At 62.6% G+C, this 25,283-nt stretch carries 17 protein-coding genes; 11 read left to right on the top strand and 6 right to left on the bottom strand.

Annotated elements, in window-relative coordinates; genetic code table 11:
* Window positions 1–6,448: cadherin-like beta sandwich domain-containing protein (locus ADAD_RS16800; protein ID WP_010408787.1), on the bottom strand; the 6,448-nt coding region annotated here is incomplete at its 3' end.
* A 412-nt stretch (window positions 6,449–6,860) separates the two neighbouring features.
* On the opposite strand from ADAD_RS16800, the gene ADAD_RS0102360 reads away from it, so the two are divergent.
* The 5 genes from ADAD_RS0102360 (at window position 6,861) to ADAD_RS0102340 (ending at window position 12,637) form a co-directional block, all read left to right on the top strand.
* Window positions 6,861–7,532, top strand: a complete 672-nt coding sequence (locus tag ADAD_RS0102360) for a LuxR C-terminal-related transcriptional regulator (RefSeq protein ID WP_010408783.1) — start codon at window positions 6,861–6,863, stop codon at window positions 7,530–7,532.
* Window positions 7,533–7,582: 50 nt separating this feature from the next.
* Window positions 7,583–9,415, top strand: coding sequence for an ATP-binding protein (locus ADAD_RS0102355; protein WP_237700713.1), 1,833 nt, complete (start codon window positions 7,583–7,585; stop codon window positions 9,413–9,415).
* Window positions 9,416–9,562: 147 nt separating this feature from the next.
* Window positions 9,563–10,894 (top strand): amidohydrolase family protein, encoded by a 1,332-nt coding sequence (locus ADAD_RS0102350; RefSeq protein WP_010408779.1) that lies wholly within the window; start codon window positions 9,563–9,565, stop codon window positions 10,892–10,894.
* 28 nt (window positions 10,895–10,922) lie between these two features.
* Window positions 10,923–11,180 (top strand): DUF3311 domain-containing protein, encoded by a 258-nt coding sequence (locus ADAD_RS15410; RefSeq protein WP_050803667.1) that lies wholly within the window; start codon window positions 10,923–10,925, stop codon window positions 11,178–11,180.
* Window positions 11,180–12,637, top strand: coding sequence for a sodium:solute symporter family protein (locus ADAD_RS0102340; protein ID WP_010408775.1), 1,458 nt, complete (start codon window positions 11,180–11,182; stop codon window positions 12,635–12,637). Before ADAD_RS15410 ends, ADAD_RS0102340 begins: the two co-directional genes overlap by 1 nt.
* A 16-nt stretch (window positions 12,638–12,653) precedes the next feature.
* Here ADAD_RS0102340 and ADAD_RS0102335 read toward each other — a convergent pair whose 3' ends face one another.
* Window positions 12,654–13,544: a LysR family transcriptional regulator gene (locus tag ADAD_RS0102335; protein ID WP_237700711.1), complete on the bottom strand. Its 891-nt coding sequence runs from the start codon at window positions 13,542–13,544 to the stop codon at window positions 12,654–12,656.
* Between the two features lie 135 nt (window positions 13,545–13,679).
* Between ADAD_RS0102335 and ADAD_RS0102330 the strand changes: the two genes are divergently transcribed.
* From ADAD_RS0102330 to ADAD_RS0102305, 6 genes are all read left to right on the top strand, one after another.
* Window positions 13,680–14,606 carry a dihydrodipicolinate synthase family protein gene (locus ADAD_RS0102330; protein ID WP_010408771.1) on the top strand — a complete coding sequence of 309 codons (927 nt, stop codon included), beginning with the start codon at window positions 13,680–13,682 and terminating at the stop codon, window positions 14,604–14,606.
* Window positions 14,545–15,798 carry an NAD(P)/FAD-dependent oxidoreductase gene (locus ADAD_RS0102325; protein ID WP_237700710.1) on the top strand — a complete coding sequence of 418 codons (1,254 nt, stop codon included), beginning with the start codon at window positions 14,545–14,547 and terminating at the stop codon, window positions 15,796–15,798. The genes ADAD_RS0102330 and ADAD_RS0102325 overlap by 62 nt, the downstream gene beginning before the upstream one ends.
* Window positions 15,795–16,094 carry a 2Fe-2S iron-sulfur cluster-binding protein gene (locus ADAD_RS15405; protein ID WP_010408768.1) on the top strand — a complete coding sequence of 100 codons (300 nt, stop codon included), beginning with the start codon at window positions 15,795–15,797 and terminating at the stop codon, window positions 16,092–16,094. The genes ADAD_RS0102325 and ADAD_RS15405 overlap by 4 nt, the downstream gene beginning before the upstream one ends.
* Entirely contained in the window at window positions 16,087–17,496 is a 1,410-nt protein-coding gene (locus tag ADAD_RS0102315; protein WP_010408766.1) for an FAD/NAD(P)-dependent oxidoreductase, read from the top strand. The genes ADAD_RS15405 and ADAD_RS0102315 overlap by 8 nt, the downstream gene beginning before the upstream one ends.
* An 84-nt stretch (window positions 17,497–17,580) precedes the next feature.
* A complete protein-coding gene (locus tag ADAD_RS0102310) occupies window positions 17,581–18,066 on the top strand; it encodes a VOC family protein (protein ID WP_010408763.1) in 486 nt (161 codons plus the stop codon).
* A gap of 26 nt (window positions 18,067–18,092) precedes the next feature.
* Window positions 18,093–18,497, top strand: a complete 405-nt coding sequence (locus ADAD_RS0102305; protein ID WP_010408762.1) for a RidA family protein — start codon at window positions 18,093–18,095, stop codon at window positions 18,495–18,497.
* A 107-nt stretch (window positions 18,498–18,604) separates the two neighbouring features.
* Here ADAD_RS0102305 and ADAD_RS0102300 read toward each other — a convergent pair whose 3' ends face one another.
* The 4 genes from ADAD_RS0102300 to ADAD_RS0102285 form a co-directional block, all read right to left on the bottom strand.
* Window positions 18,605–20,437 carry a M14 family metallopeptidase gene (locus ADAD_RS0102300; protein ID WP_029139846.1) on the bottom strand — a complete coding sequence of 611 codons (1,833 nt, stop codon included), beginning with the start codon at window positions 20,435–20,437 and terminating at the stop codon, window positions 18,605–18,607.
* 17 nt (window positions 20,438–20,454) lie between these two features.
* Window positions 20,455–22,278 (bottom strand): DUF885 domain-containing protein, encoded by a 1,824-nt coding sequence (locus tag ADAD_RS0102295; RefSeq protein ID WP_010408757.1) that lies wholly within the window; start codon window positions 22,276–22,278, stop codon window positions 20,455–20,457.
* Window positions 22,279–22,297: 19 nt separating this feature from the next.
* On the bottom strand, window positions 22,298–24,544 hold the full coding sequence (locus ADAD_RS0102290) for a TonB-dependent receptor (RefSeq protein ID WP_010408754.1): 2,247 nt from the start codon (window positions 24,542–24,544) through the stop codon (window positions 22,298–22,300).
* 83 nt (window positions 24,545–24,627) lie between these two features.
* Complete coding sequence (locus tag ADAD_RS0102285; protein WP_010408752.1) at window positions 24,628–25,176, bottom strand: nuclear transport factor 2 family protein; 549 nt, start codon at window positions 25,174–25,176, stop codon at window positions 24,628–24,630.
* Window positions 25,177–25,283: the final 107 nt, after the last annotated feature.

Raw genomic sequence — 25,283 nt, 5'->3', positions numbered from 1 at the left:
CCACTTCTATCGTCGTGGTCCCGACCGGCAGTGCCACCGGAGCGCTCGCGCTGCCGGAGGCGACCGCATTGCCAGCGACCGTGATCGTGGCGTCGGCATCTGACACGCTTGGGGTCAGGGTAATCGCATCGATATCATTGCCCACTGCAACCGCGTAACTCAGCTGCGCCGGATCGAACGCCGGGCTCAGTGACCCTTCGCTTACCGCCAGCGCCGACAAGGTCGCATCGCTCGAAAGGGCGCGTGTCACAGAGACCGTGTAGCTCTGCCGGGTACCATCGGCGGCGGTCACCATGACTTCGATGGAGGTTGTCCCAACCGCCAGCGTGATCGGGGCGCTGATGCTGCCCGAGGCCACCGCGTTGCCCGCAACTGTGATGGTTGCGTCGGCGTCCGATGCCGTCGGGGTGAGCGCAATCGTGTCGACATTGTTGCCCACCGCAACCGTGTAGCTCGACTGCGCGGGGTCGAAGGCCGGGCTCAGCGCGCCCTCGCTCACCGACAGCGCCGAAAGCTGCGCATCGTTGGAAAGGTAGGTATAGCCATCGGTAGCCGTTGCCGCGCCGCCCGGGGATGTGACGACCACATCCGCACGACCCGCCACGCCCGCCGGGGTGGTCGCATCGATCTGCGTGTCGCTGACGACGCTGAATGCGTTTGCCTCCGAACCCGCGAAGGTGACGCTGCTCGCAGTCAGGAAGCCCGTGCCGGTAATCGTGACGGCGGTGCCGCCGGAGGGCGGACCTTCCGCAGGGGCGATGCCCGAAATCGTCGGGACGGGCGCGGCAGCCGTGCCGTAGAGGCTGTAGGTGAAGCTCGGCGTCGCAGGATCGTTGCTGGTGATTGTGATCGTCGTGTCGAAGCTGCCATCGGTCTTCGGCGCGAAGACAATCGGGAACTCGTAGGAACCGCCCGGAGCGACCGTCGTCGAGGACGCAGCTGGCAGGGTAAATCCGGCCATCGCAGACGTGGTGAGGCCCGAGATCACGAGATCGGCATCGCCTTCGTTGAAGATCAGAAATGTGAGCGATCCCGAGGATCCGACCGCCACCTGGCCGAAATCGGTCCCCGGCGTCGCCGAAGTCGTGCCGTTGGCGATCGGCTGCACGCCTCCGTTACTCGAATACACCGCGATCGTGGGAGGCGCGGCGCGGGTTACCGCCACGCTATATTGCCGGGTGGTGCCATCGGCGGCGGTCACGACGACCGCTATCGAGGTCGTGCCAACCGACAGCGTCACCGGCGCACTCGCGCTGCCCGAGGCGACCGCGTTGCCAGCGACGGTGATGGTGGCGTCGGTGTCCGAGGCGGTCGGGGTCAGTGTCATCGCCTCGACCGTACTGCCCACCGATACCGCGTAGTCGGTTTGCGCCGGATCGAACGCCGGTGTCAGCGTGCCCTCGCTCACCGCAAGGCCGGACAGCGCCGCATCTCCGGAAAGGAAGCGATAGCCATCGGTCGCGGTCGCCGCGCCGCCCGGGGATGTGACGACCACATCGACACTGCCTGCAGCATTCGCGGGCGTCGTGACATCGATCCGCGTGTCACTGACCACGGTCAACGCGTCTGCCCCCACCCCTGCGAAGGTGACGTTGCTCACCGTCAGGAAACCCATGCCGGTGATCGAAACCGCGGTTCCGCCCGATGCCGGGCCCTGCGCCGGCGCGATAGCGGTGATCGTCGGGATCGGCGCCGCGGCAGTTGCGTAGAGGGAATAGCTGAAGGAAGGCGTTGCAGGATCGTTGCTTGAGATAGCGATCGTCGTGGTGAAACTTCCCTCGGTCTGCGGGGCAAACCGGATCTCAAACTCGTAGGACCCACCCGGAGCGATCGTCCTCGACGACGCGGCTTGTACCGTGAATCCGGTCGCAGGCGTCGCGGTGACGCTCGAGATTATGAGATCGGCATTGCCACCATTGCTGATCAGGAACCTGCGCGATGCCGAGGAGCCGACCGTCACCTCGCCGAAATCGGTTCCCGGAGTTCTCGAAGTCGAGCCGTCGGCGATCGGCTGGACGCCGTCGCTGGTCGAATAAACGCTGATCGTCGGGGGCGCGGCGCGGGTTACCACAACGGTATAGCTTCGGGTGGCGCCGTTCCCCGCCGTCACCACCACCGGGATCGAGTTTGCGCCGACGTTCAACGCCACCGGCGCGCTCGCGCTGCCCGATGCGACCGCATTGCCCGCCACCGTCACGGTCGCTTCTGCATTGGAGACGGTCGGCGTCAGGCGGATCGAATCGACGGCAGTGCCAACGGCTAGCGAATAACTGGTCCGGGCGGAGTCGAAGGCCGGCGACAGAGACCCCTCGCTCGCCGTCAGGTCCGATAGCGTCGCATCGCTCGACGCAGCGCGCGTTACCGCAATCGTGTATTCCAGCGTCGTGCCGTCCGCCGCCGTGACGACCACCGCGATCGAAGTGCTGCCGACGGCCAGCGCCACCGGCGCGCTCGCGCTGCCCGAAGTGACTGCATTGCCGGCCACTGTGATCGTGGCACCGGCGTCCGCTGCGGTAGGCGTCACGGTGATCGATGTGACCGAATTGGCGACATCGACCAGGTAGTTCGTGTTGAACGGGCCGAAGGCGGGCTGGAGCGTGCCTTCGCTCAGCGTCAGTGCCGCGAGCTTGGCATCGTTGGACGGCACGCGCGTTACCGCCACGTCATATTGCTGCGTCGTCGTGCCATCGGCGGCGGTCACCACCACTGCAATCGAGGTCGTGCCGACCGGCAGAGATACCGGCGCACTCGCGCTGCCCGAAGACACCGCGTTGCCCGCAACCGTCACCGTCGCTCCGGCGTCGGCGACACGCGGCGTCAGCGTAATCTCGTCGACATCATTGCCGACCGATACCGCATAACTCAGCTCCGCCGGGTCGAATGCAGGCGTCAGCCCGCCATCGCTCGGCACGAGGCTGGCGAGGGTCGCGTCTCTCGACGGGGCGCGGGTGACCGCAACGGTATATTGCTGCGTCGTGCCGTCGGCTGCCGTGACGATCACCGCGATCGATGTCGTGCCCGCGCCGAGTGCTACCGGCGTGCTCGCGCTGCCGGACGCGGTCATACTACCGGCAACCCTGATCGTTGCGCCTGCATCCGAAGCGGTAGGGGTCAGCACGATGGATGTGACCGAATGGGCCACCGCCACCGAATAGTTCAGCTCGCCTGTATCGAAGGACGGGGTCAGCGACCCTTCGCTCACCGTCAGCGCGGATAGCGTCGCATCGTTCGACGCAGCGCGCGTGACCGCCACCGAGTATTGGCGGTTCGTGCCGTCGGCGGCATTCACCTGGACAACGATCCTTGTGACGCCGACCGGCAGGGCGATCGGAGCGCTCGCGCTTCCCGAAGCCACCGCGTTTCCGTCGACCGTGATCGTCGCCCCCGCATCGCTAGCGGTTGGGGTCAGGGTAATCGTGTCGACCGAATGGGCCACCCGTACACTATAGTCCTGCTCTGCCGCGTCGAACGCGGGCGACAGCGTCCCGTCGCTCGGGACAAGGCTCGCCAGAGTCGAATCGCCCGAGAGGAAGCGGTAGCCATTGGTGGCCGTGGCGCTTCCGCCCGGCGAGGTGACGACCACATCGACGGCGCCCGCCGGATGCTCAGGTGTCGTCGCCTGGATCGCGGTATCGCTCACGACGGTGAAAGCGGTTGCGTCCGTGCCGCCGAAGGTCACGCTCTGCGTGGTCAGGAACCCCGTGCCCGTAATGGTGACCGAGGCGCCGCCCCGCGCGACTCCCTGTTCCGGTGAGACCGAGCCGATCGTCGGCACCGGCGCTACCCCGCTTGCATAAACCGCAAAGCTGTAGGTCGGCGCGTTCGGATCGTCGCTGGTGATCGAAACGGTGCCGGTGACGTCGCCCGTGCTGGTCGGCCTGAAGGGGACAGAGAGCTGGTAGCTTTCGCCGGGCTGCAGCGTTTGCGACGCCAGCGCGGGGACGGAGAAGCCTTGCCCGGCTGTTACGGAGAGCCCGCTCAGCGTCAGCGGCGCATCGCCCGCGTTATTGACGACGAACAGGCGCGTGCCTTGCGCCCCGACATCAACCTCGCCGAAATCGGTGCCTGGGGTCGCAGCGGTGCTGCCATTGGCGACGACAGCCTGACCGCCGGTCATGGAATAGACCCGGACCGTCGGCGGCGCAGCGCGCGTTACGGGTACGCTGTAGACACGCGACGCTCCGTTGGCGGCGGTCACGCGAATTGTGATCGGCGTAGTGCCGACTACCAGAGAAATCGGCGCGCTCGCGCTACCGGATGCCGTGGCGACACTGTTCACGGTGATCGTTGCGCCAACACCCGCTGCGGTCGGCGTCACGGTGATGGTCTCCACATCGTTGGCGACCCGCACCGTGTAATTGGAGCGCGCGGAATCGAACGCTGGCGTAAGCGTGCCTTCGCTGACCGAAAGCGCTGCCAGCGTCGCGTCGCTCGAGGGCGCGCGCGTTACCACGACATTATACTGCTGGGTCGTGCCGTCGGGGGCGGTCACTTCGACCACGATCGTGTTCTGCCCCGCCGACAGTGCGATCGGGGCGCTCGCCTGGCCCGATGTCACGACGGTGCCCGCCACGGTGATGGTGGCCCCGGCATCCGAAGCGGTGGGCGTCAGAACAATCGTCGCGACCGCTTCGCCGACCGCGACCGCATAATCGGTCTCCGCAGGATCGAATGCAGGGCTCAGCGTCCCCTCGCTGACCGACAGCGATGCCAGCGTCGCGTCGCTCGATGCGAGGTAGGTGTAGCCGCCAGTGGCGGTTGCGGCTCCGCCCGCAGTCGTCACCACCACATCGACGGCGCCCGGCGCATGGGCGGGCGTGACCGCTTCTATCTCGGTGTCGCTCACCACGGTAAAGCTGGTCGCGTCGGTTCCGTCGAACGTCACGCTTTGCGCGGTCAAAAATCCCGTGCCGGAGATGGTGACGGTCGTCCCGCCGGCACCTCCCCCCTCGTCCGGCGAAATCGCGCCGATCGTTGGAACCGGCGCGACCGCAGCACCTGCCATCTCGAAGGTGAACTCCGGAGTGTTCGGATCGTTGCTCGCGATCGAAACCGTGGTCGGAAAACTGCCTTCGGCCTGCGGTTCGAAGAACACCTCGAAGGCCTTGAAGGCACCGGCCGGAATGGTGCCCGACGACACCAGCGACAGGCGATACCCCTCGGTCGGGGAGATGGAGGCGGCAAAGGTCAGCTCTGCATTGCCGGCATTGTACACGACGAACTGCAGGTTCTCGGAGCCTCCGACGTCGATCGTGCCAAAATCGGTATTCGCATTGGGCGCGGCACCATCTTGCACCGGCATACCGTTGCGGAAAACGTAGAGCTGCGGCGCCGCAGCCTCGGCGGCTCCGCGCACCGCAAAGCTATATGTCGCGTTGTTCGGATCATCGCTCGCGATCCGCACCGTCGCATCGAATGCTCCCTCGGCGGGAGGATCGAACCGGACGGTAATCGACGCGGACCCATCCGGAGCGATCGGACCCGGCGCAGCTCCGACAAGGCTGAACGCACTGCCCGTGGCATTGTCGACAGTGATGGAAGAAACCGCCAGCGCGTTCGCCCCGTCGTTATGAAGCACGAAGGTCCGGTCGACGGCGCTCTCTCCGACGACGATCCGGCCATAGGAGGTTCCGTCCGCGTTACGCGGCGACATGTCTCCGTTTGCGATCGTGTTGCCCCTGCCCGTCACGCGCAGGACACCCCCCGGCGGAGGATCGAACGTCGCGGTGCGGATTTCCGACGGACGGTTGTAGTTTCCCGATCCGTCGACCGCGATGTTGGCCGGTACCTGCACGCTGAACTGACCGGACGCGGACGGGCTCAGCGTGACCACGTAATTGGCCCCTGACCCGCTCAGCGTCGCGCTGGCATTCGTCGTTACCAGATCGCCGGCGGTGAAGCCTGTGACGGGTGCCGAAAAGGTAATGCTGGAAGTGTAGGTGTTGCTGCCGGCGTCGGTGAGCGCGCCCAGCGTAACAGTCGGTCCGGAGGTGGCGATGCCATCGCCGAACACCTGAAAGGTGTAGCTGGGATTGTTGGGATCGTCGCTCGCCACGCTGACCGTCTCCGAAAACGGCCCGCCTCCGTTCGGATCGAATGCGATTGCGATCGTCTTGCTGCCGCCCGCAGTGATCTCCCCCGTATTGTCCTGGGGAATCCGGAACACGCTTCCCGGAGACACCGAAACATCGGTGATCGTCAGCGGGGCGTTCCCGGGATTGTAGAGAAGGAAATACCGCAGGACCTGGCCACCCGCCTCGTCGACAGCCCCGAAATCGGTTGCCACGGTTCGGGACGAAGACCCGTTGGGAACGGCTACGGACGTACTGTCTACCACACCGTAAACCTGCAGCACGGGCTGGGCCGCAGCGGCGGCAGGCAGGAACAGCGCGAGCGCCGCGAGAAAAACGGACAGGATCGATCCCCGGAACGCCGGAGGGGTGCGCATTAGGGCAGCCCGAAGCGATTGGCGGACGTGTCCCGGTCGTTGCCAGAAACGCCACCGGGCGCAGCCGAAGCCACGCCTTGCGCTTGTTCCGAATGTCACTTTTGCCCACCTCAACAACGCGATCAATGACCGGGTGCGGCGGCGGCACGTCCCTGAATGCCGGTCCGCATTTTCCCCGGATTGAACCAGTTGTTTGGCGGTTTAGAATTTTGGTGAGGGCCGAACCATCTACGGATCCATTGATGTTCGGTCGATTTGACGTCTGCTATGGCCCTGGTCCCGACCCGGATTGTGCCGTTGCGACACATTCCTTTACAGACCCTCGCTCCCGGAGCGACCGCAGGATCGATCGGGTATAAGGAAGCCAGACGGTGACGCAGCATCCCAATCCACCCGTATCGGCAGAACCGCTGTGACCGACCGATCGGTTCAGGCCGTGTCGCCGCCGGTCGATGTCGTGATCGTCGAGGACCGGCGGGAAACCGCCGACCGGCTCGCGCGGGCGGTCTTGCAGCTGACACAGGTACGGACATGCTCGATCGCGCGATCGGTGCGCGAAGGTCTTTTCGAACTCTCTCAGGTCAGACCACGCGCAATTCTGGTCGATCTGGGCCTGCCCGATGGCTCCGGCGTAGAGATCATCCGCGCTGCCCAGGCGGCCGACTGGCCCTGCGACAGCCTTGTCGTGACGGTCTTCGCCGATGAGGATCGCGTAATCGAAGCTATTGCGGCGGGTGCAACGGGCTACATCCTCAAGAACGACCGGCCCGAGGAGGTCGGGCGCAACCTGCTGACCGTTCTCGAAGGCGGCAGCCCGATCAGCCCGCAGATCGCGCGCTATCTCCTCAATCTCGTCCCGCAGCCAGAGGAGCCGAAGGACGATGGGCTGGAGATCAGGCTGACCGCACGCGAGAAGGACATTCTCCGGCTGATTGCGCATGGCTTCAAACGGCAGGAAGTCGCCGACAAGCTCAACATCACAGTCGGCACGGTCGGGACGCATATCAACAATGTTTACCGCAAGCTTGAAGTCGGCTCGAACACCCAGGCCGTGGCCACCGCAAACCGTCTCGGCCTGTTTTGAAAGAGCTGCTTATTGAAAGGGGCGAGGTCGAGGCTGCGCCGCGCGGATTATTGCGCACGCTCTGTCTGCTTTTGGCGATCCCGCTTTTCATCGGCGCGCTGACCGCGCTGATCCAGCTGCTGGCGATCAACCCCTATCCCGAAATGACGCGGGGCGAGCGCCTCGACAGCGCCGAGATGTGCCTTCAGCGCGCGGATGCGCCCCAGCCGGACTGTCAGGATTTCAGGCCCGTCACACTCCCCCATGTCACCGCGCTGGAGCGCGATACGAGCGTGGTGAGTGCCCACTACCGGCTCAGTTTCGACAGGCCCGCCAGCGATGACCTTCAGGCCTTCGTTGCACCGCGGGTGACCGACCATGCGCGGATCGAAGTCAATGGCATCAGGATGTCGCCCAACTCCGAGCCGGACGGCCCGCTGTGGCACGACTGGAACAGGCCGATTTACGGAGCCCTGCCAGAGCCGGTGCTGCGCCCGGGTGCCAACCGGATCGACATCACGCTGACGCAATCGGATATCGGCCGACTGGCGCTCTATCCCGTCTATGTCGGGGAAGCGGACGCGATCCGGCTGACCTGGCTGAGCCGGTTCGCCTTCCGGACCGGCATGGTGCGGATGAATATCGGTCTGGCCGCCATTCTCGGGGGCGCGTTCTTCGCGCTCTGGCGCATGAACCGTCGGGGACAGGGACTGGGCTGGCTCCCCCTGGCAATGGCAGGCGCGACGATTTTCGGCTGGCAACTGGCCTACCCGAACATGGCCCCGCCAGGGCCCTGGTGGAGATTTGCCTCGATCCTGGCGATGCATGGGACCGCCTATTGCCTCTACATGTTCCTGCGCGACTTCTTTCAGGAACGTTCGCAACCGGCGTTCGTGGCGGTCCACGCGACGATCGCAGCCGGCCTGGCGATCCTGCTTGCAGGGTACCCGGTGCTGGGCGTTAGCGCAGCTGGCGCAAGTTTCATCGGCGTCGCTGTCGCTGTGATCTGCATTCTCTGGATCCTGCTTACGACGCCCCTCCTCGCGCGCGCGGACCGTATTGCGCTGGTCCTGCTGTTCAGCCTCTCGGCGAGCTGCGCGGTGACCGCCTGGCTCGATTCCTTCCTGGCTCAGCAGGTCGTCCGCCTGCCGCTGGGGCAGGTCGCGGTGACGCTCCTGTTCGCCGGGATCAGCTGGACGCTGGTGCAATGGCTGGTCGAGATCAAACGCCAGCGCGACCGGCTCAGCGAGTCACTGCGAGACCAGGTGCGCGCCAAGTCTGTCGAACTGGACGAGATGTATCGCGCGCTGGGCCGGCAGAAGGAAAAGCAGGTCGTTGCCCAGGAACGCCAGCGGATCATGCTCGATCTGCATGACGGGATCGGCGGGCAACTGGTCAACACGCTCGCCTACCTTGAAAACTCGGGACGGGACGATCCGGTGCTGCGCGACGCGATCGAGGACGCGCTCACCGACATGGCTCTGATGATCGACAGCCTGCATGCCGATGCCGACATACCGGCAGTCCTGGGGATGATCCGCAACCGGCTCGAACCGCTGCTCGCCCGCCATAGCGCGCGGTTGGAATGGAATGTGGAAGGCGACCCGCGGTTTGACAATCAGACGCGCTCGGGCGTTCTCGGGATCATGCGTATAGTCCAGGAAGCAATCACCAATGCGGTCAAGCATTCCGACGCAAGCGTGATCGAACTGCATGCCGACGACCGGAACATCTGGGTCCGCGACAATGGCAAGGGCTTCGATCTGGCAGCGGAAGCGGATCGTCCTCTTTCGGAAAGTGGGCTGGGGCTCAAGGGAATGCGGCAGCGCGCGCAGAATATTGGAATTTCCCTGCAGATCGATACATCGCCCACTCAAGGCACCGCCATTCACCTCTACTGGTAAACCATTACCCACGAGCAGAACCCGCGCAGTGCGAACCGCAGTACTGATTTGCGCTCTGCGCAATGAAAGCTGCTAACTCGCATCATTGCCTGCAAATCGCATCCTTGTCAGGATCAGTCGCAAGACCACTTCACGGGAAGATCGCTCATGACGCGCAACCAGTTCTGGCAAACCGCATTCCGGCGCATGTACCTGCTGGTGACCTGCTGCCTCCTCGCCGGACTTATCGGTGCACGGCCTGTCCTCGCCGAGGACGCAAACGCAAACGGCAGCGATGTGACGGTCCTCACCGGGGGGACCTTGATCGATGTGACCTCCGGCGAGACCATGGCCGATGCGGTGGTGATCATTCGCGGGGAGCGGGTGGAAGCGGTCGGCCCTGCCGGCACGCTGGCAATGCCCGCGAATGCGACGATCATTCCCATGGATGGCCGGTGGCTGGTCCCCGGCCTGATGAATATGCACGTCCATCTCGGTCTGAAACTTCCCGGGGCGGCCGGTGCCGCGCTGGTTGACGAGACTGACGTGGAAGAAGTGCTGCGCATGGCCGCAAATGCGCGTCGATCGTTGGAAAGCGGTGTCACGACCTTGCGCCTGATCGGTGAAGACCATGGAACGGATTTTGCCCTGAAAAAGGCGATCGATAGCGGGCAGATCACCGGCCCGCGGATCGAAACCGCAGGGGAAGTGATTGTTCCCACCGGTGGCCATGGCTCGCTGGAAGCCGATGGTCCCTATGCACTCGCTGCGGCTGCGCGCGAGCAGATCAAGCACGGTGCCACATGGATCAAGATCGCGATCTCCGGCGGTATTTCGGATACCCACGGTGCCATTTCCGCCGCGCCCATGACGGATGAGGAAATGAAGACACTCATCGAGGTCGCGCATCGCAACAATGTGAAGGTTACGGCCCATAACGGCTCTTCCCCCGCAGCCAAGCAATCGCTCGCCTTCGGAATCGACGGCTTCGAACATGGATATCATCTCGATGACGAAGTCCTGCGCGAGATGAAGCGTCAGGGCACCTGGCTGGTGCCGACCATCGTGGTGACGCAGCCCGGAGCCATGGAATTTTACCGGAAGATCGGATCGCCCGAATGGTATCTTCAGCGGGTCGCTGAAACCGGTGAGGATCACTGGAAAACTCTGCAAAATGCGATCGCCTTGAAGGTCAATATCGCACTGGGCACGGATCAGTTTCCCTTCGAGCCCAATAGTGGAACGACGGCAACGATCCGCGAGGCAGAACTTTACGTGAAGGCTGGGATGACTCCGCTCGAAGCGGTGCAGTCGGCGACGGTCGAACCGGCGCGAATGATGGGCAGGGACGATATCGGGAAGATCGAAGCCGGATATTATGCCGATATCGTCGCGCTGCCGGCCAACCCCCTGGAGGATATTTCCGCATTGCGCAGCATCGACTTCGTCATGAAGGGTGGCGAGATTGTTCGCGATGATCGCGGCATGAGCGCGCGCTGAGCAGCCCACCCCCTTGGAAAAACACAACATGAAGAATGATCGGCGTTCCGGCACCCGAGGCCGGTGGCATCTCCTGCTATTGCTGGTGCCTTTCGTATGGCAGGTTGGAGCAATTCCCTGGATCAATGACATAACGTGGGACGGCCTGTTTCTGCCCTTCCCCATGCTGTGGCAGATGATCGGTATCGTGGTGGCTACCGCCAGCATCGGGGCGGTCTACCGGATCGATCGGAAGCGCGCCCACGAGTCCGGAGAGCTTTCCCTGGACGAGGAAGAAAACTCCTGATGGCGCTGGGCATCACCATCCTGCTCGTGGTCCTCACGATCGCCGGCTCCGTCCTGTACGGATCGCGCAATCGCGGATTGGGCGGAGTTACCGAATGGGCTGTCGGTGGACGCCGGATGGGAACCTTGATCTTCTGGTTTCTCAATGCGGGCGAGATTTACACCACCTTCGCCGTGCTGGGCATTTCAGGGTATGCCTGGGCCTATGGCGCGCCAGCCTATCTCGCTTTCCTCTCGGTCTCGCTGACCGCAGCCGTCGGCTATTGGCTGACACCGCATATCTGGCAGGCCGGGAAAAAGGGTGGTTTCATCACGCAGGCCGACTTTTTTGCGCATCATTACCAGGCCCGGTGGCTCGGCGTCATTGTCGGACTGGCAGGCATTGCGGCCCTGATTGTCTATGTGCAGATCCAGATCACGGCGCTGGCCCTGGTGCTGCGGCTCTCCGTCGATGCCGATATCTCGAATACTGCTTCCGCCATCGCAGCGGCCGCTCTCATGCTGCTGTTCGTGATGTCGGCGGGGCTGCGTTCGGCTGCCTTTGCCGCGGCGGTAAAGGATATCCTGATGGTGGTGATCGTGGTCGCCCTGTGCGTCACCGTCGCAAGCCATGTCGGGGCAAGTTCGATTGGCGATATCTTCACCCGGGTTCAGGACGCCTACCCGGGGATCGGCAGCCTGCCCGGACGTGACGCGGATAGCGGCCTGTCTACGGTGTGGATGATGACCGCGGGGATCAACGTGGCGCTGGGCACCTATGTCTTCCCCCACATGTTTCAGCTCACCTATTCCGCGTCCGACACCTGGGCCGTGCGCCGCAACGCGGTTTTCCAGCCGCTGTATTCCCTCTCCTATTTCTTCATCATCCTGCTTGGCTTCGGTGCGCTGCTGGCTGGAACGATGCCACCGGGGGGCGATCCGAACGCGGTATTGCTCAGCTTCGTCGCCGATCGCTATCCGGCATGGGCTATCGGCCTGTTCGCTGGCACCGCCTGCCTGCTGGCCCTGGTGCCCGGTTCGGTTCTGCTGCTGACGGCGGGATCGATCTTCGCCCGCAACGTGGTGCGGCCGGTCTTGCCCGATCTCAGCGACAGGTCGGAATTGCTGATCTCGCGCGCGTCGATGGTCGGATGTGCGGCGGTAGCCGTTTATCTGACGATCGGTGCCAACCAGTCGCTCGTCGATATCGGGCTGAACGCCTATGCCTCCATCGGCATGTTGGCGCCGGGCGTTTTCCTCGCATTCCTGTGGCGCAAAACCAATGCGTTTGCGGTGCTGGGCGGCATTGCCACCGGCTATGCCGTGTTGCTGCTTCCTGCTGCCTCAGCCGTACTGGTCTGGTTCCCGGAATGGGAGAAGGGCCTCGTGGCGATGGCAGGCAACGCTGTCGTCGTGCTCGTATTGAGCCCGCTCTTCAACGCATTGCAGCGCAAATCGAACGTCCAGGCTCCCGCCTGAACGAAACGCGACCGGTTCAGTCCGCAGGATTGGTCCAGCTGCGCAACTGCCGTTCAAGCAATGCCATCAAGTCGACCGGCGGTCCGTGCAGTTGGCGAGCGTGGCGATGGATCAAGCCGATCGTCGTATGTTCGAGCTCGCCATCGATAATGGGCTTGGCGATCAGCACGCCGTCCTCGATCTCCGCGCGAACGCTAATCGCCGGAAGGACGGCGATCGCGCGCCCATTCTTGGCCATTTCCCTCATCACATGGATGGAGTCCGTGACGAGCTTGGGACTGAGCCAGACGTTCTGGCGCGCTTCAGCCTCCGCCAACGCGGTGCGAATCGAAAAGCCGCGTGGCGCAAGACACAGGGGCTGCTCGGCCAGCTCCGCCATGCTCACCCCCTTGAGTTTCGCCAGCGGATGATCGGGCGCGCAGATCACGGACAGCGGCTGAAGCGCGGAAGCGCGCAGCCGGATCTTGGGATCCGGTCCGACTTCGAAAACCAGGCCGATATGCGCTTCGTCCTCTACGATCATCCGCGTCACATCGGCGGTCGACCCGCTTTTGATCGAGATTTCTATGCCGGGATTGCTTGCCTGATATTCCTCGATGATCGTCGTGAAGGAGCGGTTGAGAAACCCCTCGCCCACGGCAAGGCGGATATTGCCGGTTCGCGAGTGACGCAGATCGGCAAGGCGGTTCTGGAAAGCGTCCTTTTCTGCCTGTGTCGACTTGTAGTATTCCAGCGTCAGTTCGCCTGCGGCAGTCAGCTTTATCGTCCGGCGACCGCGCTCGAACAGAGGCATGCCGATCTCTCGCTCCAACTGCCCGATCTGGCGGCTGATAGACGATACCGCGACGCCAATCTTGTCGCTGGCAAGCCGCATGGTTCCATGCATCGCAGTTTCATAAAAATACATCAGTGCAATCTGCGACATAAGCCCTCCGTGGCGGCAATGTTGCACTCTCGGCAACAATATTCAACGTTCGTTGTTATTGCGGCGAAGAAGCGTCAGGTCCTAGGCAATAGCCCAAGTGAGATGAGGAGGGCTTTCTTGGACAAACGCTCAATCGTTGAATGGCGAGGTTACATTCCGGCGATCACCACCCCTTTCGCTGCCGATGGCGCGATCGATTTCGGGGGCCTCGCCACCTTGCTGGATTGGCTGCACGGTGAAGGCATGCACGGCTTGGTCGTCGCGGGAACGACCGGCGAGTGGACATCGATGTCCGACGCCGAGAGATGCTCTGTATTTGCCGCCGTCGGCGATCAGCTGTCCGGCAAGCTGCCGCTGCTGGCAGGATGCAGCGCATTCACGGCAGAGCGCGTCATCGCGATGGCCACCGAAGCCCACAAAGCCGGTTTTTCCGGCATCCTGGTCACGCCCCCTCCTTACATCTGTCCGAGTTCCACCGAGATATCCAACTTCTACCGCAGTGTGGCGAAGGGATCGCCGCTGCCTGTCTGTATCTACAACTGGCCCCCCGGAACCGGGATCGACTGCGAACTCGACCTTCTCGAACGGTTGACCGACATCGACAATATCATCGCGGTCAAGCAATCCACGAGCCGGCTCGATCGATTTGTCGCGACGTTTTTCGCCTTGCGCGAAAAGGTACTCGTCTTCGGTCATGCGATGGATGAGCATGGTCTGGCACTTCTCGAAGCGCGCGGCGGCGACGGCACCATGGGCGCGGGCGGCGTGCTTGGCCGGTATCAGCCGGATTTCTACAATCATCTATGGGCCGGAGAGATCGAGAAGGCCCGCCAGTGTGGCCGCATGGATCGCGTCTTGATGAAAGAGTGGTACACGCCCGATCTCGTCGGCAAATTCGGATCCGGGCCTGCAATCCTCAAGGCTGCGCTCGATGCCCGGGGTCTGCCAGGCGGCCATGTTCGTGCACCCCTGCTCGACATCTGTGAAGAAGATCGCGAGAAGGTCCGTCGAACACTGGACGAACTCGGATGTCTTTCTGTCTGACATAGACTTCTTGGTGATAGGCGGCGGCCTCGTCGGCGCCGCCTCCGCCTGGCACCTCGCCAGCGCGGGAACGAAGGTCTGGCTATGCGAGCAGGCCAGTCCCGGACATGGGGCCTCCGGTCAGAATGCGGGATCGCTGCACTTTCAGATAGAACGCCGTTTCCTCGAACGCGAAGACGGCGTCGGTCGGGAAGGTGAACAGACCGCACAGCTGAGCCGCCTCGCTGTGCAGGACTGGAGAGACCTGGAACGGCAGATAGGCCGCAATCTGGGCGTCCACATGGAAGGTGGCCTGATGGTCGCGCACAGCGCGCAGGAGGTGCGCCTGCTGGAAACCAAGGCGGCGCGCGAACAGGCGATGGGCCTAGCCGTCGAGACGATCGATCGCGCGCAAGTGCAAGCGCTGGCTCCGTATCTCTCGCCGGATATTCTGGCTGCGAACTTCATGGCCGATGAAGGCCATGCCGATGCGCGCATCATCGCGCCCGCCTTCGCCGATGCGGCGCAGAGTGCCGGAGCCAGACTTCTGGACGCAACGCGCGTCGCTTCGCTGCAGAAACGCGGCGCACTTTTCGAAGCCAGGCTCGAAAAAGGGGAAGAGATCCAAACCGTCACCGCCGCCAAGGTGCTGATCTGCGCCGGTATCTGGTCGCCGCAGATCGCAGCAATGGCGGGCCTGCACCTGCCGCTGTTCCCCGCGCCCCTTACGATGAACGCAACAGCGCGCACGGCCGCCTTCCTTCCTTATCTGATACAGCATGTCGGCCGCCGGCTCTCGATCAAACAGACCGCGGCCGGCAATCTGCTGATCGGAGGGGGCTGGCCGTCGCGGTTGCACCGCACAGGCTCCGGCTTCGACTTCTCGCGCGCGCCTGCACTGGTGCCGCAATCGCTGACGGGCAATCTGCAGACCGCGGTCGAAACGATGCCCGTGATTGGCGAGCACGAACTGTTGCGGAGCTGGACCGGGATCACCGCCGTAACGCAGGATCAGCTGCCCGTCGCAGGGGAGTTTCCCTCCTTGCCCGGCCTATTTTGTGCAGCAGGCGGATCGGCATTCACCCTCGGCCCCACCTTTGCGCGGTTGGTAGCCGACCAGATGCTGGAACGTCGGCGCGATGAGGCCGATGCACTGCTCAGCGTGGCCTCTCCGGCCCGTTTCGAAAGCTTGAACGGATTCATGGGGCGATGAGCAAGAGGATAGGATTCGTCGAGCCCCCGGCCCCGATCCACATCGAACTGGATGGCGAGGTGGTGGAAGCATACGAAGGGGAAAGCGTGGCCGCGCTGCTGGTTCTGCATCGTGATGGCATGTCCCGCCGCGATCGCGACGGAGATGCCAGGGGCCTGTGGTGCAACATGGGGACCTGTTCGGAGTGCTTCGTTCGATTGCTCGAACATGGCCGTTCGCGCCGCGTGCGCGCCTGCCTTCTTGAAGCAACGGATGGGATGCGCATAGCAACCGGATCGCACACGCAAGATGACTGATAACGCCGAGACATCCTATGATGTGTTGATCGTCGGCGGCGGCCCGGCAGGACAGGCCGCAGCCCTCGAACTGGCAGCGGTGGGCGCACGCTGTGCGGTGATCGATGAACAGGCTCGCCCCGGTGGGCAGATCCTGCGGCAGCCGCCCGTTTCTTTCGCCGCGCAGAACTGGGTCGACGAAAACAGCTACCGCCCTCTGCGCCAGCAATTGCGCGTGTTCGAAAACCAGGCCGCCATTGCATGGCTCGGTCGCCGCTCGGTCATCGGTCTGCAACCCGGACCACAGGGGCATTCGCTGACCACATCGGGCGCCGATGGGCTGCAAGAGCTTTCGGCGGCGCATGTTCTGATCGCGGCGGGCTGCTATGACATGCCTTATCCCGCGCCGGGCTGGACATTGCCCGGCGCGATGGGCGCCGGCGCCATGCAGACCTTGTTGAAGGCGCAGGGCATCGTAACCGGCGAGCCAATCGTTTTCGCCGGTACGCACCCGCTGATGCTGCTGATTGCCGCGCAGATATCGCGTGCTGGCGGCAAGGTCGCCGAAGTCGCCTTCGATCGATCCCTCGCGACCATCGGCAAGTCGATGATACGGCATTGTGCCACCGCGTTGCGAAATGGCTCTTTGCTGGGCGAAGCAGGCAAGGCCATGATGGACCTGCGGCGGGCAGGCGTCCCCGTGCGTTTCGGGCGCCCATTGCAGGAGATTACCGGGGCGGATCGGGTGACCGGCGCCGTGTTCGGGGAGGCTGATCACCCGGAGACGACGCCATGCGGTTCCATCGGGCTTTGCTATGGCTTTCTTCCCCAATCGGACCTGCCCCGGCAGGCGGGCCTTTCCGTGCGGTGGTCTTCTCCTTCTGGCGGCTGGGCGACGTGCCACGATCAATGGATGCAGAGCTCGGTTGAGGGGGTCTGGGTGGCGGGCGAGACCACCGGAGTAGCCGGAGCCCCGATTGCGAGGGATGAAGGCCGTATCGCGGGTCTTGGCATTGCCGCAGCCCTGGGGCTGATCACGAACCGGGACGCGACCAGACGCGCCGCACCATTCCGCCAAAGTCGCAAGGCCGCCATGCGTTTTGCAGCAATGCTGGATGATATCGCGGCCCCCAAGCAGGCACTGGATCGGGTCGCCGCGAGCAATACCACCATATGTCGCTGCGAGAAGGTGAGCGCGTCCGCAGTACGGGAAACGCTTGGCTCCACCACCGATGTCAATGCGGTGAAGCGGATCACCCGCTGCGGCATGGGGCTGTGCCAGGGCCGCAATTGCGAGCATATGCTCATCCGCATGAGCGCCGCTGCCGAAGGACGTGGCCTGGAAACCATGAAGGGTTTTACGGGGCGTTTCCCTGCCCGCCCGGTCAGCATCGCCGACCTGCTCGAGAAACCGTTGCCCTGAACGCAACGAAAACGCCATTCTCGTTTCTTGAATGGCACGCCTCGTTTCGTAGCATCACGCTGTAGCAACAGCGGAGAATTGCACATGCAGGACGCCGAAAAGCCCAGTTTCCTGGCCGCCGACCATGTTTCTTTCACGGTCGACGATCTCGAACCGGCAGTTTCATTCTATTGCGACGTGTTCGGCGCCAGCGAGCTGTTCCGAATGGGTCCGCTGGACGCGGCAGACCTGCCCAGGGATGCTGAAGGCCGCGACTGGACCGAAGCGCATATTGGCGTTCCGGGAGCGTGCATCTCGCTGGTCATGCTGCGCCTGACCGATAATCTCAACCTGCAGCTCATCGCGTATTCGAAACCCGATGACAGGCGCATCGAGCGTCCCCGTCATTGCGACGCAGGCGGCCATCATCTCGGCCTGAAGGTCGACGATGTCGAGAAGGCCTCCCGATACCTCGCCGCGCACGGCTGCGAAGTGCAGGAAATCATCGCGATCGAGGATGGTCCCCTGGCCGGTAAGAAGAACCTCTATCTTCGCGATCCTTTCGGGAACGCGATCGAGATTGTCGACTGAAATCCTGCGCATCTGGAGTAACTGCTATGCCGAATAAGCCCATCAACCCAGGCCAGCTTTACAATGCCGTCGAGTTCGGATTCTCCCATGCCGTCGAGAGCAGAGGGCAACGTACCTTGCACCTCGCAGGACAGGTCGCGTGGGACCCGGAATGCAACGTTGTGGGCGCGGATGACCTGGCTGCGCAAACCCGCCAGGCGCTGGCCAATCTCAAGGCGGTGCTGGCCGAAGCGGGCGCCGGACCTGAACATGTCGTGCGGCTGCGCACTTATATCGTCGACCATAAGCCGGAAAAGCTGGGTGTGGTCCTGCCGGAAATCGGCGCTTTCTACGACGGTGCTACGCCCGCAGCGAATACGCTGATCGGCGTTGCGGCGCTCGCCATGCCGGAATTCCTGATCGAGATCGAGGCCACTGCGGTTCTGGATTGATCCCGCCGGCCCCTCGCCTCAACGAGCGCGAGGGGCCGGACCCTGCGCATCCCGCGTCATCGCGAACGGAAGGATAGCCGGGTCTGGTCCGGATCGCCGTCCCCGCCCTATCTGCCCACTTCGCGGCCCACGGGGTACAGCAGGTACTCGCTGTCGTAATAGGGGCTGCGTTCGTAGAACCAGCCAAGCCGGGCATCCGGGTCCGCCGCGAATTCCGGATCGCTCGCGAGCTTTTCTTCAAACGCCACCTTGAGCTGCGGGTCACGCTCCATCATCGCGCGGGCCATCGGCTCGACAACGTAGCCTTCGATGTAGGACGTACGGGTGAGGATGCTCATGAAAAAGCCCCACTGGAACAGCGAGTCATCCGCCTGCGGTTCCAGCATCATCGCGGCCAGCTGACCAAGCGGCTGGTCCGTCGGCACGCGCACGGATCCCGGCATGAAGCTGCGTGTGAGCGTTTCATGCCGATAATCGCCCGCGCTCACCCGGATACGGTTGCCCAGCGGCATGTCGGAAACTTGCGGATCGACGATACGGATCATGTCGAGCTCGATGGTGCGCGGCTCGTCCAGCACTTCCATCATGATGCCCTGCTGCCGCAGTCTCTCGATCACTTCGGGATAGGCAACGGACACCCAATAGGCACGGGGCAGGTCGATCGTTACGCCGGCATCCGAGCCATAGAGCGGATACGGCTTTTCTGGGGCGACTTCCCCCAGATAGCGGATTTCCTCGGTGCCGGAGATTTCGGAATCGTAATGTACGGCTTCCATCTGGCGGAACGGGATGGACCGGACAGGATCGGCCCTATCCTTCCAGGAGAGCACCATCTGATCCGGCGTCTTGCGGTCCTGCGCGATGGCGCTTTTCAGCACATCCCAGTGCGTGCCGATGCTACGCAGGGACTGCTCCAGCAGAACATAATCGCCAAGCACACGCTGGCGATAGGGTTTCAAGGCATGGTCCTCGACCAGCACTGCGGGGAGGTGCCGCAAGTCTCCATACGAATGTGAAAAGCGGGGCGGGAAGCCCGGCAGATACAGGCCCTGTTCGGGATGGCGATCATCCACCGCCAGTACCAAGGGCCCCGGAATATGCCCTTGCGCGGTCAGCGCTGCCTCGACCTCAGGCCGGAATACGTCATGCAGCCATGCATTCTGCTGGGGTGAATAGCTGTACTCCTTTTCCTGGAATCCGAAGGTGATGTCGTAAGCGAAATCGACACCGTCGGACACATGCAGATCGAGATAAAGCGCCGGGTCCAGCGTATCGATCAGCCCCAGCATGGCATGCATGACCGGCGCGTCGGCCTTGATATAATCGCGGTTGAGATTGATGTTCTGCGCCGTTGTACGCCAGCCCTGCTCTACCGGGCCACGCTGGTTCGGACGGCTGAAGCGCGAAGCGCGTTCGTGCCCGTCAATATTGAAGATCGGCACGAACACGAAGTTCGCTTGATCGAGAAGGTCGTCCTTCCCGCGCAGCGCGATATCGCGCAGCAGCATCATACCGGCATCCGTGCCATCGCTCTCCCCAGGATGGATGCCCGCCTGCGCCAGCACGGTTGGCTTCACATCATCGAGATCGGCGGGTCCGGAGACGCCCGCTTGCCTGGTCGCGATGACGGCAACCAGATCGCGGCCCAACGCGGACTTCCCGATCGTCACCAGGTGAATCAGCGGTGATGCATCGGCCAGCCGAGCCAGATAGGCCTTCATCTCATCGTAAGTCGCGGTTTCGGTCATGCCCGATTGTTCCGCAGGCGTGATCCATGGATCGGCACCATCTGCAATCAGCGCCTCGCTCGCGCCGGACCATTCGACCGCAGGCGGCAGGGGGGCCGCGACAGGGGTACCCTCTTGCGTCGCTCCTCCGTGCTGCGCGATCGCGGGTGTCGCGATCCCCGCGAGCAGACATGCCAAAACAACCGAGCGCATTTTTATCTCCAGAAGATTCAGTTCGATTGGACGCTGCCAATCCAGTGATCGATAGCCGTTTCAAGCGCCGAAAGCGGCAGAAACCCGTAATGCAGTGCGACGTCGTGATAGTCGCGAATATCGTAGGCGTTGCCCAGCGCCGCTTCCGCCCGCGCGCGCTGCTTCTGAAACGATTTCATCCCGATCGTGAAGGCGGTCGCCTGTCCCGGCACCGCCAGATAGCGGTCGACCGCGATCTTGTTGGCCGCATGCGTGCTTGCGGTGTTCTCGTCGAGATATTGCGTCGCCTGTTCCCGGCTCCACCTCTTGTAGTGAAGTCCGCTGTCCACCACCAACCGGCATGCGCGCCACAATTCCCCGCCCAGGCGCCCGAAATCGGAATAGGGGTCCTTGTAGAAGCCCATTTCCTTGGCGAGGGCTTCGGCATAAAGCGCCCACCCTTCGACGAAGGCAGTATTCTGCCACCACTGATTGGTCTTGCGCACTTCGGGCACCGCATCATTCGTGAGGATCGTCGAAATCTGCATGTGGTGCCCGGGAATGCCCTCGTGAAACAGCAGGGCATCCAGATCGAACGTAGCCTGATTGGCCATGTCGGAAAGGTTGAGATAGACGTAGCCGGGCCGTTCCCCGTCGGGCGACCCCGGATCGAAGTAAGCGGCCGGTAGAGTGGGTTCGCGATAGATTTCGGCCCGTCTTATGACCAGCGGCAATGGCGCGCCATCGTGGAAGGCCTGAGGCAGCGCCTGTGACATCGCGGATACCAGGTTGCGGGCGCGTTCCAGGTAGTCTTCCCGGCCCTGGTCCGTATTCGGATAATAGAATTTCGGGTCTTGCTTCAGCCGCTCCATAAACTGCTGGAGCGTGCCGGAAAAACCCACTCTCTCCATGATCCCGTGCATCTCGCCGTGGATGCGGTCGACTTCGGCCAGCCCCAACTGGTGGATTTCTTCCGGCGTCATGTCGGTGGTCGTGAATTGGCGGATCAGAAACGCATAATAGTCGTCGCCGTCGGGCAGCGACCAGACACCGGCATCGCCGGGCGCTTTCTTCGCCTGTGCCTCAAGCTCTGCGATCAGTCGTTCGTAGCCGCCCTTGAAAGGGCCGATGAGCGCGGATCTTGCCCGCGCCAGCAGCGTCTCCCTGACGAAGGGTTCCGCCTCCAGCCCATCGACCTTCCGCTTGAAGTCGTCCCAGACCGGGCTGTCGCTCTCCTGGTCGAAAGGCGCTCCAGTGACGATCTGGCGCGCCCCGGCGATGAGAAGCGGATAAACAGATGCCGCCATGTAGAAGCCATGCGCGGCGTGATCCTGCAACCGCGCGACCATCTGATCGAACGCCTGCGACGCGAGGTTGAGCCGGCTTATGTAGTCTTCAGCGTCCTGAAGGCTGCGGATCGGGTGCTGATTGATCAGCACATTGGGCACGTCGATATGCAGGCCCACAATCTGGTTGAGCGGATAATCGTGGCGGCGCCAGCGATAGCGTTCGGCAATGATCTGCTGGTCGCTTTCGAAAGCACGATATTGAACCTGTGCATCGGGTGTCAGCGCATCGAAGTCGATCGCATGCAGGCGATCGAGATTGATCATCGCGGCGCGCTGCACGGTTTTCTCGCCGGCGGCGGAAAAATCGTCCCACCGATCCCTGCCGACTGCCGAACCGACCGCCGCCCCCAGCATCGGGCTGAGCTCTATCGTGCGTAGATATGCCTCCTGCAGCAGCCCCTTCAGCTGGCCATCCGGATTGGGGGAAGACATGGCGGCCAGCGATTGGCTCGGCAGGATTGCCGGGATGGCTACCGCCCCTGCAATTACCGTTATCGCGCTGCGCCGATCCATGTCTTTCCCCCACCCCATCCTAGAACGTCACCGTTACGCGCGCGCCGAAATTGCGCACCGAGGGCTGCACATACAGGCCGCCGGCAAAGGCTTTCTCGTAGGCGTTGGTGAAATATTTCTCATCCAGCAGATTCTCGGCATAAACCTGGGCCGAGAAATTCTGCCACGAGAAACCGGCGCGCAGATTGACCACGTCGAAGCTTGGAACGCGATAGGGCCAGATGTCGTAAACCAGCGCTTCCTTGCTGGAATAGATCTCGTCGCGATAGGTCCATTCGGCCCTGAAGAAGGCATCCACGTCGTCCGAAAGGGTGACGTCGTATTCACCGAACGCGCTCAACGTCCATTCGGGTGAATTCGGCATCCGGAAGCCGCTCAGATCGACGATTTCGCCATTCACGAACGAATTTTCGTATTCGTCGAATTTCGCGTCGAGATAGCCGATCGCACCGCCGATCTGCAGACCTGGTATGATGCGATACGTGGCGTCGATTTCGACGCCGGTGCTGCTGGCGGATGCGGCGTTTTCGATCCCCGAGAAGAAGGTGATGTCATCCCCATCGACTTCGGCCTGGGCAAAAGCCGTCTGCAGATCCGACCATACCATGTGGAAAGCCGCCGCGTTCAGTAGCAGGCGCCCGTCGAACGCCTGCGTCTTGAATCCCAGCTCGTAGTTCCACAGTGTTTCGGGATCGTAGGACGTATCATCCAGGTTGGGATTGATCTGGACACCGCCCGCCTTGAACCCGCGCGAAGCCGTCACATACACATTGGTGCGATAGCCGAGTTCATAGGCCAGAGTTGCCCGCGGGGAGAAATTGTCGAACGACGCGCTGTCATCCACCTGACCGTTGATTTCGCCGTTCGACGTGTTGAATTGCGTAACCGTCACCTTCTCGTGGGTGAAGCGACCGCCCAACGTCAGCGACAGACGGTCGGTAAATTCATACTCGCCCTGCGCGAAGAGTGCCCAGCTTTCGGATTTGCCGTTGCTCAGCGTGCTGGTGATCGCCAGATCGGCAGGGAGGCCGAAGGGATTGTCCGCACCGGTGAAGGTGAACTGGTTCAGTTCACCCTTGTCCTCGGCATACATGCCGCCGAACGTCCATGACAGGGCACTGCCGTTGTCGGGCGACTGGACGCGAACTTCCTGACTGAAGGACTCGCGCTGGATGGGCTTCTGTTCGTAGTAGTAGTCCTTGCTGGACCCGTCGATGTCGCCTTCCAGGAACTGGTCGGAATGGATGTAGCCAGTGACGCTGGTCACCGTGAAGTTCTCGCGTTCCCACACAGCGCGGCCGGTAACGTAGTAGAATTCGGTGCCGATGCTTTGCGGACGGTTGAAATTCACCTTGTCCGTGTTTTCGGGGAAGAAGCCCACGCCATCCGGATCGGCCTGGGGATTTTCGATACCCGGAAACACCACCGCGAGCGCAGTGTCGCCCAGGACGCCCGAGGGTACGCCTTCGCGCATGCCGACATCTTCCCGGGTATATGTGCCCGTGATATCGAGAGTCAGATCGTAGCTCGGCGTGATCCGCAGCGACGCTTTGCCATAATAGTAATCGGCATTATTGCCGCCGCCGATCGGGTTGATATTCTCGATATTGCCGTCGCTGTGCTGATAGCGCCCGACCATCCGCAATCCGACAACATCTTCGACCAGCGGCGCGTTGAACACGGCGTGGGTGTCGATCGTGTTGAAGCTGGAATAGGCGATCGAAGCCTCGCCTTCGTAGACGCTCGGATTGGCCTGATTGGTCGAGATGTTGATCGCACCGCCAATGGCGTTTCGTCCGAAGTATGTGCCCTGCGGGCCGCGGAGCACCTCGATCCGCTCGATATCGACGATCTCGGGGTTCACCGTGCCGGTCGAAACATTGAAGTCGTCGATATAGAATCCGAAGGTGCTGGTGCGCGGATTGGCTTCGGTACTCAGCTGGTTGGTGACCCCGCGAATACTGATTTCCTTGCGGTCGCGCGCGCCGGTGGAAATGAAGCTGACATTGGGGGATTTCGCGAAGTAGTCGTCCAGCCCCTTGATATTCTGCCGGTCGATGTCTTCGGAATCGAAGGTCGTGAGGCTGATCGGCACATCGGTCGCGATCTGGGCGCGGCGCTGAGCAGTCACGATGATCTCGTCGCTCGCCACTGTCGGTTCGCTGGCACCCTCTTCTTCCACCTCTTGGGCCAGGCAGGACGTCGACAGGCTGATGCATGAGATCCCGGAAAGGATCGCGTAACGATATAGGCTTTTGCGGTTCATGATTATCCCTTTGCTTTTACGTTTCGCGCCAAGCTTCTTTCGAGCCGATCGCGAAGCGAGACCCCCTGTGATGCAGGAACTGGTTATTCAGCGGATGCGTATGGCTCGTGCTCGCCATCGACGCTGAGGAATTCGATGACAGATATCTTGCCGTCCCGAAGCTCCGCGTATCCCATCACGAGCTCTTTCGACGGCTTGCCATCGGCTTCTGCATCGATCGTGTGATAGGTGAAGATCTTGCTGCCGTCGGGCGAGGAGAACGACCGCAGGAACGGAAGGTTGATGACGACCTTGTCCGAATTCGCCTGGATGTTGCGGAAATGCTCGGCAAGGTTTTCCACCCCGCGCACCCTGACAGAGCCGTTGATGCGCATTATGCTATCATCGGTGAAATACTGGGCGAACGCTTCGGTCGTGAAGCCGTCGGGATCCTTGTAAGCTTCGTTCCACCACTGGAACATCTTGGTCAGAACGTCGTCCTGAACCGGCTCCTCGAACGTCAGCGCGCCAGTGTCGGCCGCGGCGACCGCCTCCTCGCGCTGATCGAGGGTGGCATCGTCGGAAGCTCCGCTGGAACAGCCCGCAACGATGATCGCTGCGACCAGAATTGACTTGGCGTGAAATCGTCGCATGTAGCGCCCCCCGAGTTAACCAGACTTTCCGAACCTGACAGTCAGACGGCCCCGACTGTCAGAATGTGTCGGGAGAGAGTGTCAAAGGGCGCGTGTTCGTTCAATGC

The organism is Citromicrobium sp. JLT1363 (assembly GCF_000186705.1).
Taxonomy (GTDB): domain Bacteria; phylum Pseudomonadota; class Alphaproteobacteria; order Sphingomonadales; family Sphingomonadaceae; genus Alteriqipengyuania.
This window is presented reverse-complemented; position numbering and strand designations above follow the sequence as displayed.

Coding starts and splice junctions, on each gene's coding strand:
- ADAD_RS15405 (WP_010408768.1), top strand. CDS start 15,795: ATGAGCAAGAGGATAGGATTCGTCGAGCCCCCGGCCCCGATCCACATC.
- ADAD_RS0102295 (WP_010408757.1), bottom strand. CDS start 22,278: ATGGATCGGCGCAGCGCGATAACGGTAATTGCAGGGGCGGTAGCCATC.
- ADAD_RS0102340 (WP_010408775.1), top strand. CDS start 11,180: ATGGCGCTGGGCATCACCATCCTGCTCGTGGTCCTCACGATCGCCGGC.
- ADAD_RS0102305 (WP_010408762.1), top strand. CDS start 18,093: ATGCCGAATAAGCCCATCAACCCAGGCCAGCTTTACAATGCCGTCGAG.
- ADAD_RS0102310 (WP_010408763.1), top strand. CDS start 17,581: ATGCAGGACGCCGAAAAGCCCAGTTTCCTGGCCGCCGACCATGTTTCT.
- ADAD_RS0102290 (WP_010408754.1), bottom strand. CDS start 24,544: ATGAACCGCAAAAGCCTATATCGTTACGCGATCCTTTCCGGGATCTCA.
- ADAD_RS0102350 (WP_010408779.1), top strand. CDS start 9,563: ATGACGCGCAACCAGTTCTGGCAAACCGCATTCCGGCGCATGTACCTG.
- ADAD_RS0102300 (WP_029139846.1), bottom strand. CDS start 20,437: ATGCGCTCGGTTGTTTTGGCATGTCTGCTCGCGGGGATCGCGACACCC.
- ADAD_RS0102315 (WP_010408766.1), top strand. CDS start 16,087: ATGACTGATAACGCCGAGACATCCTATGATGTGTTGATCGTCGGCGGC.
- ADAD_RS0102285 (WP_010408752.1), bottom strand. CDS start 25,176: ATGCGACGATTTCACGCCAAGTCAATTCTGGTCGCAGCGATCATCGTT.
- ADAD_RS15410 (WP_050803667.1), top strand. CDS start 10,923: ATGAAGAATGATCGGCGTTCCGGCACCCGAGGCCGGTGGCATCTCCTG.
- ADAD_RS0102335 (WP_237700711.1), bottom strand. CDS start 13,544: ATGTATTTTTATGAAACTGCGATGCATGGAACCATGCGGCTTGCCAGC.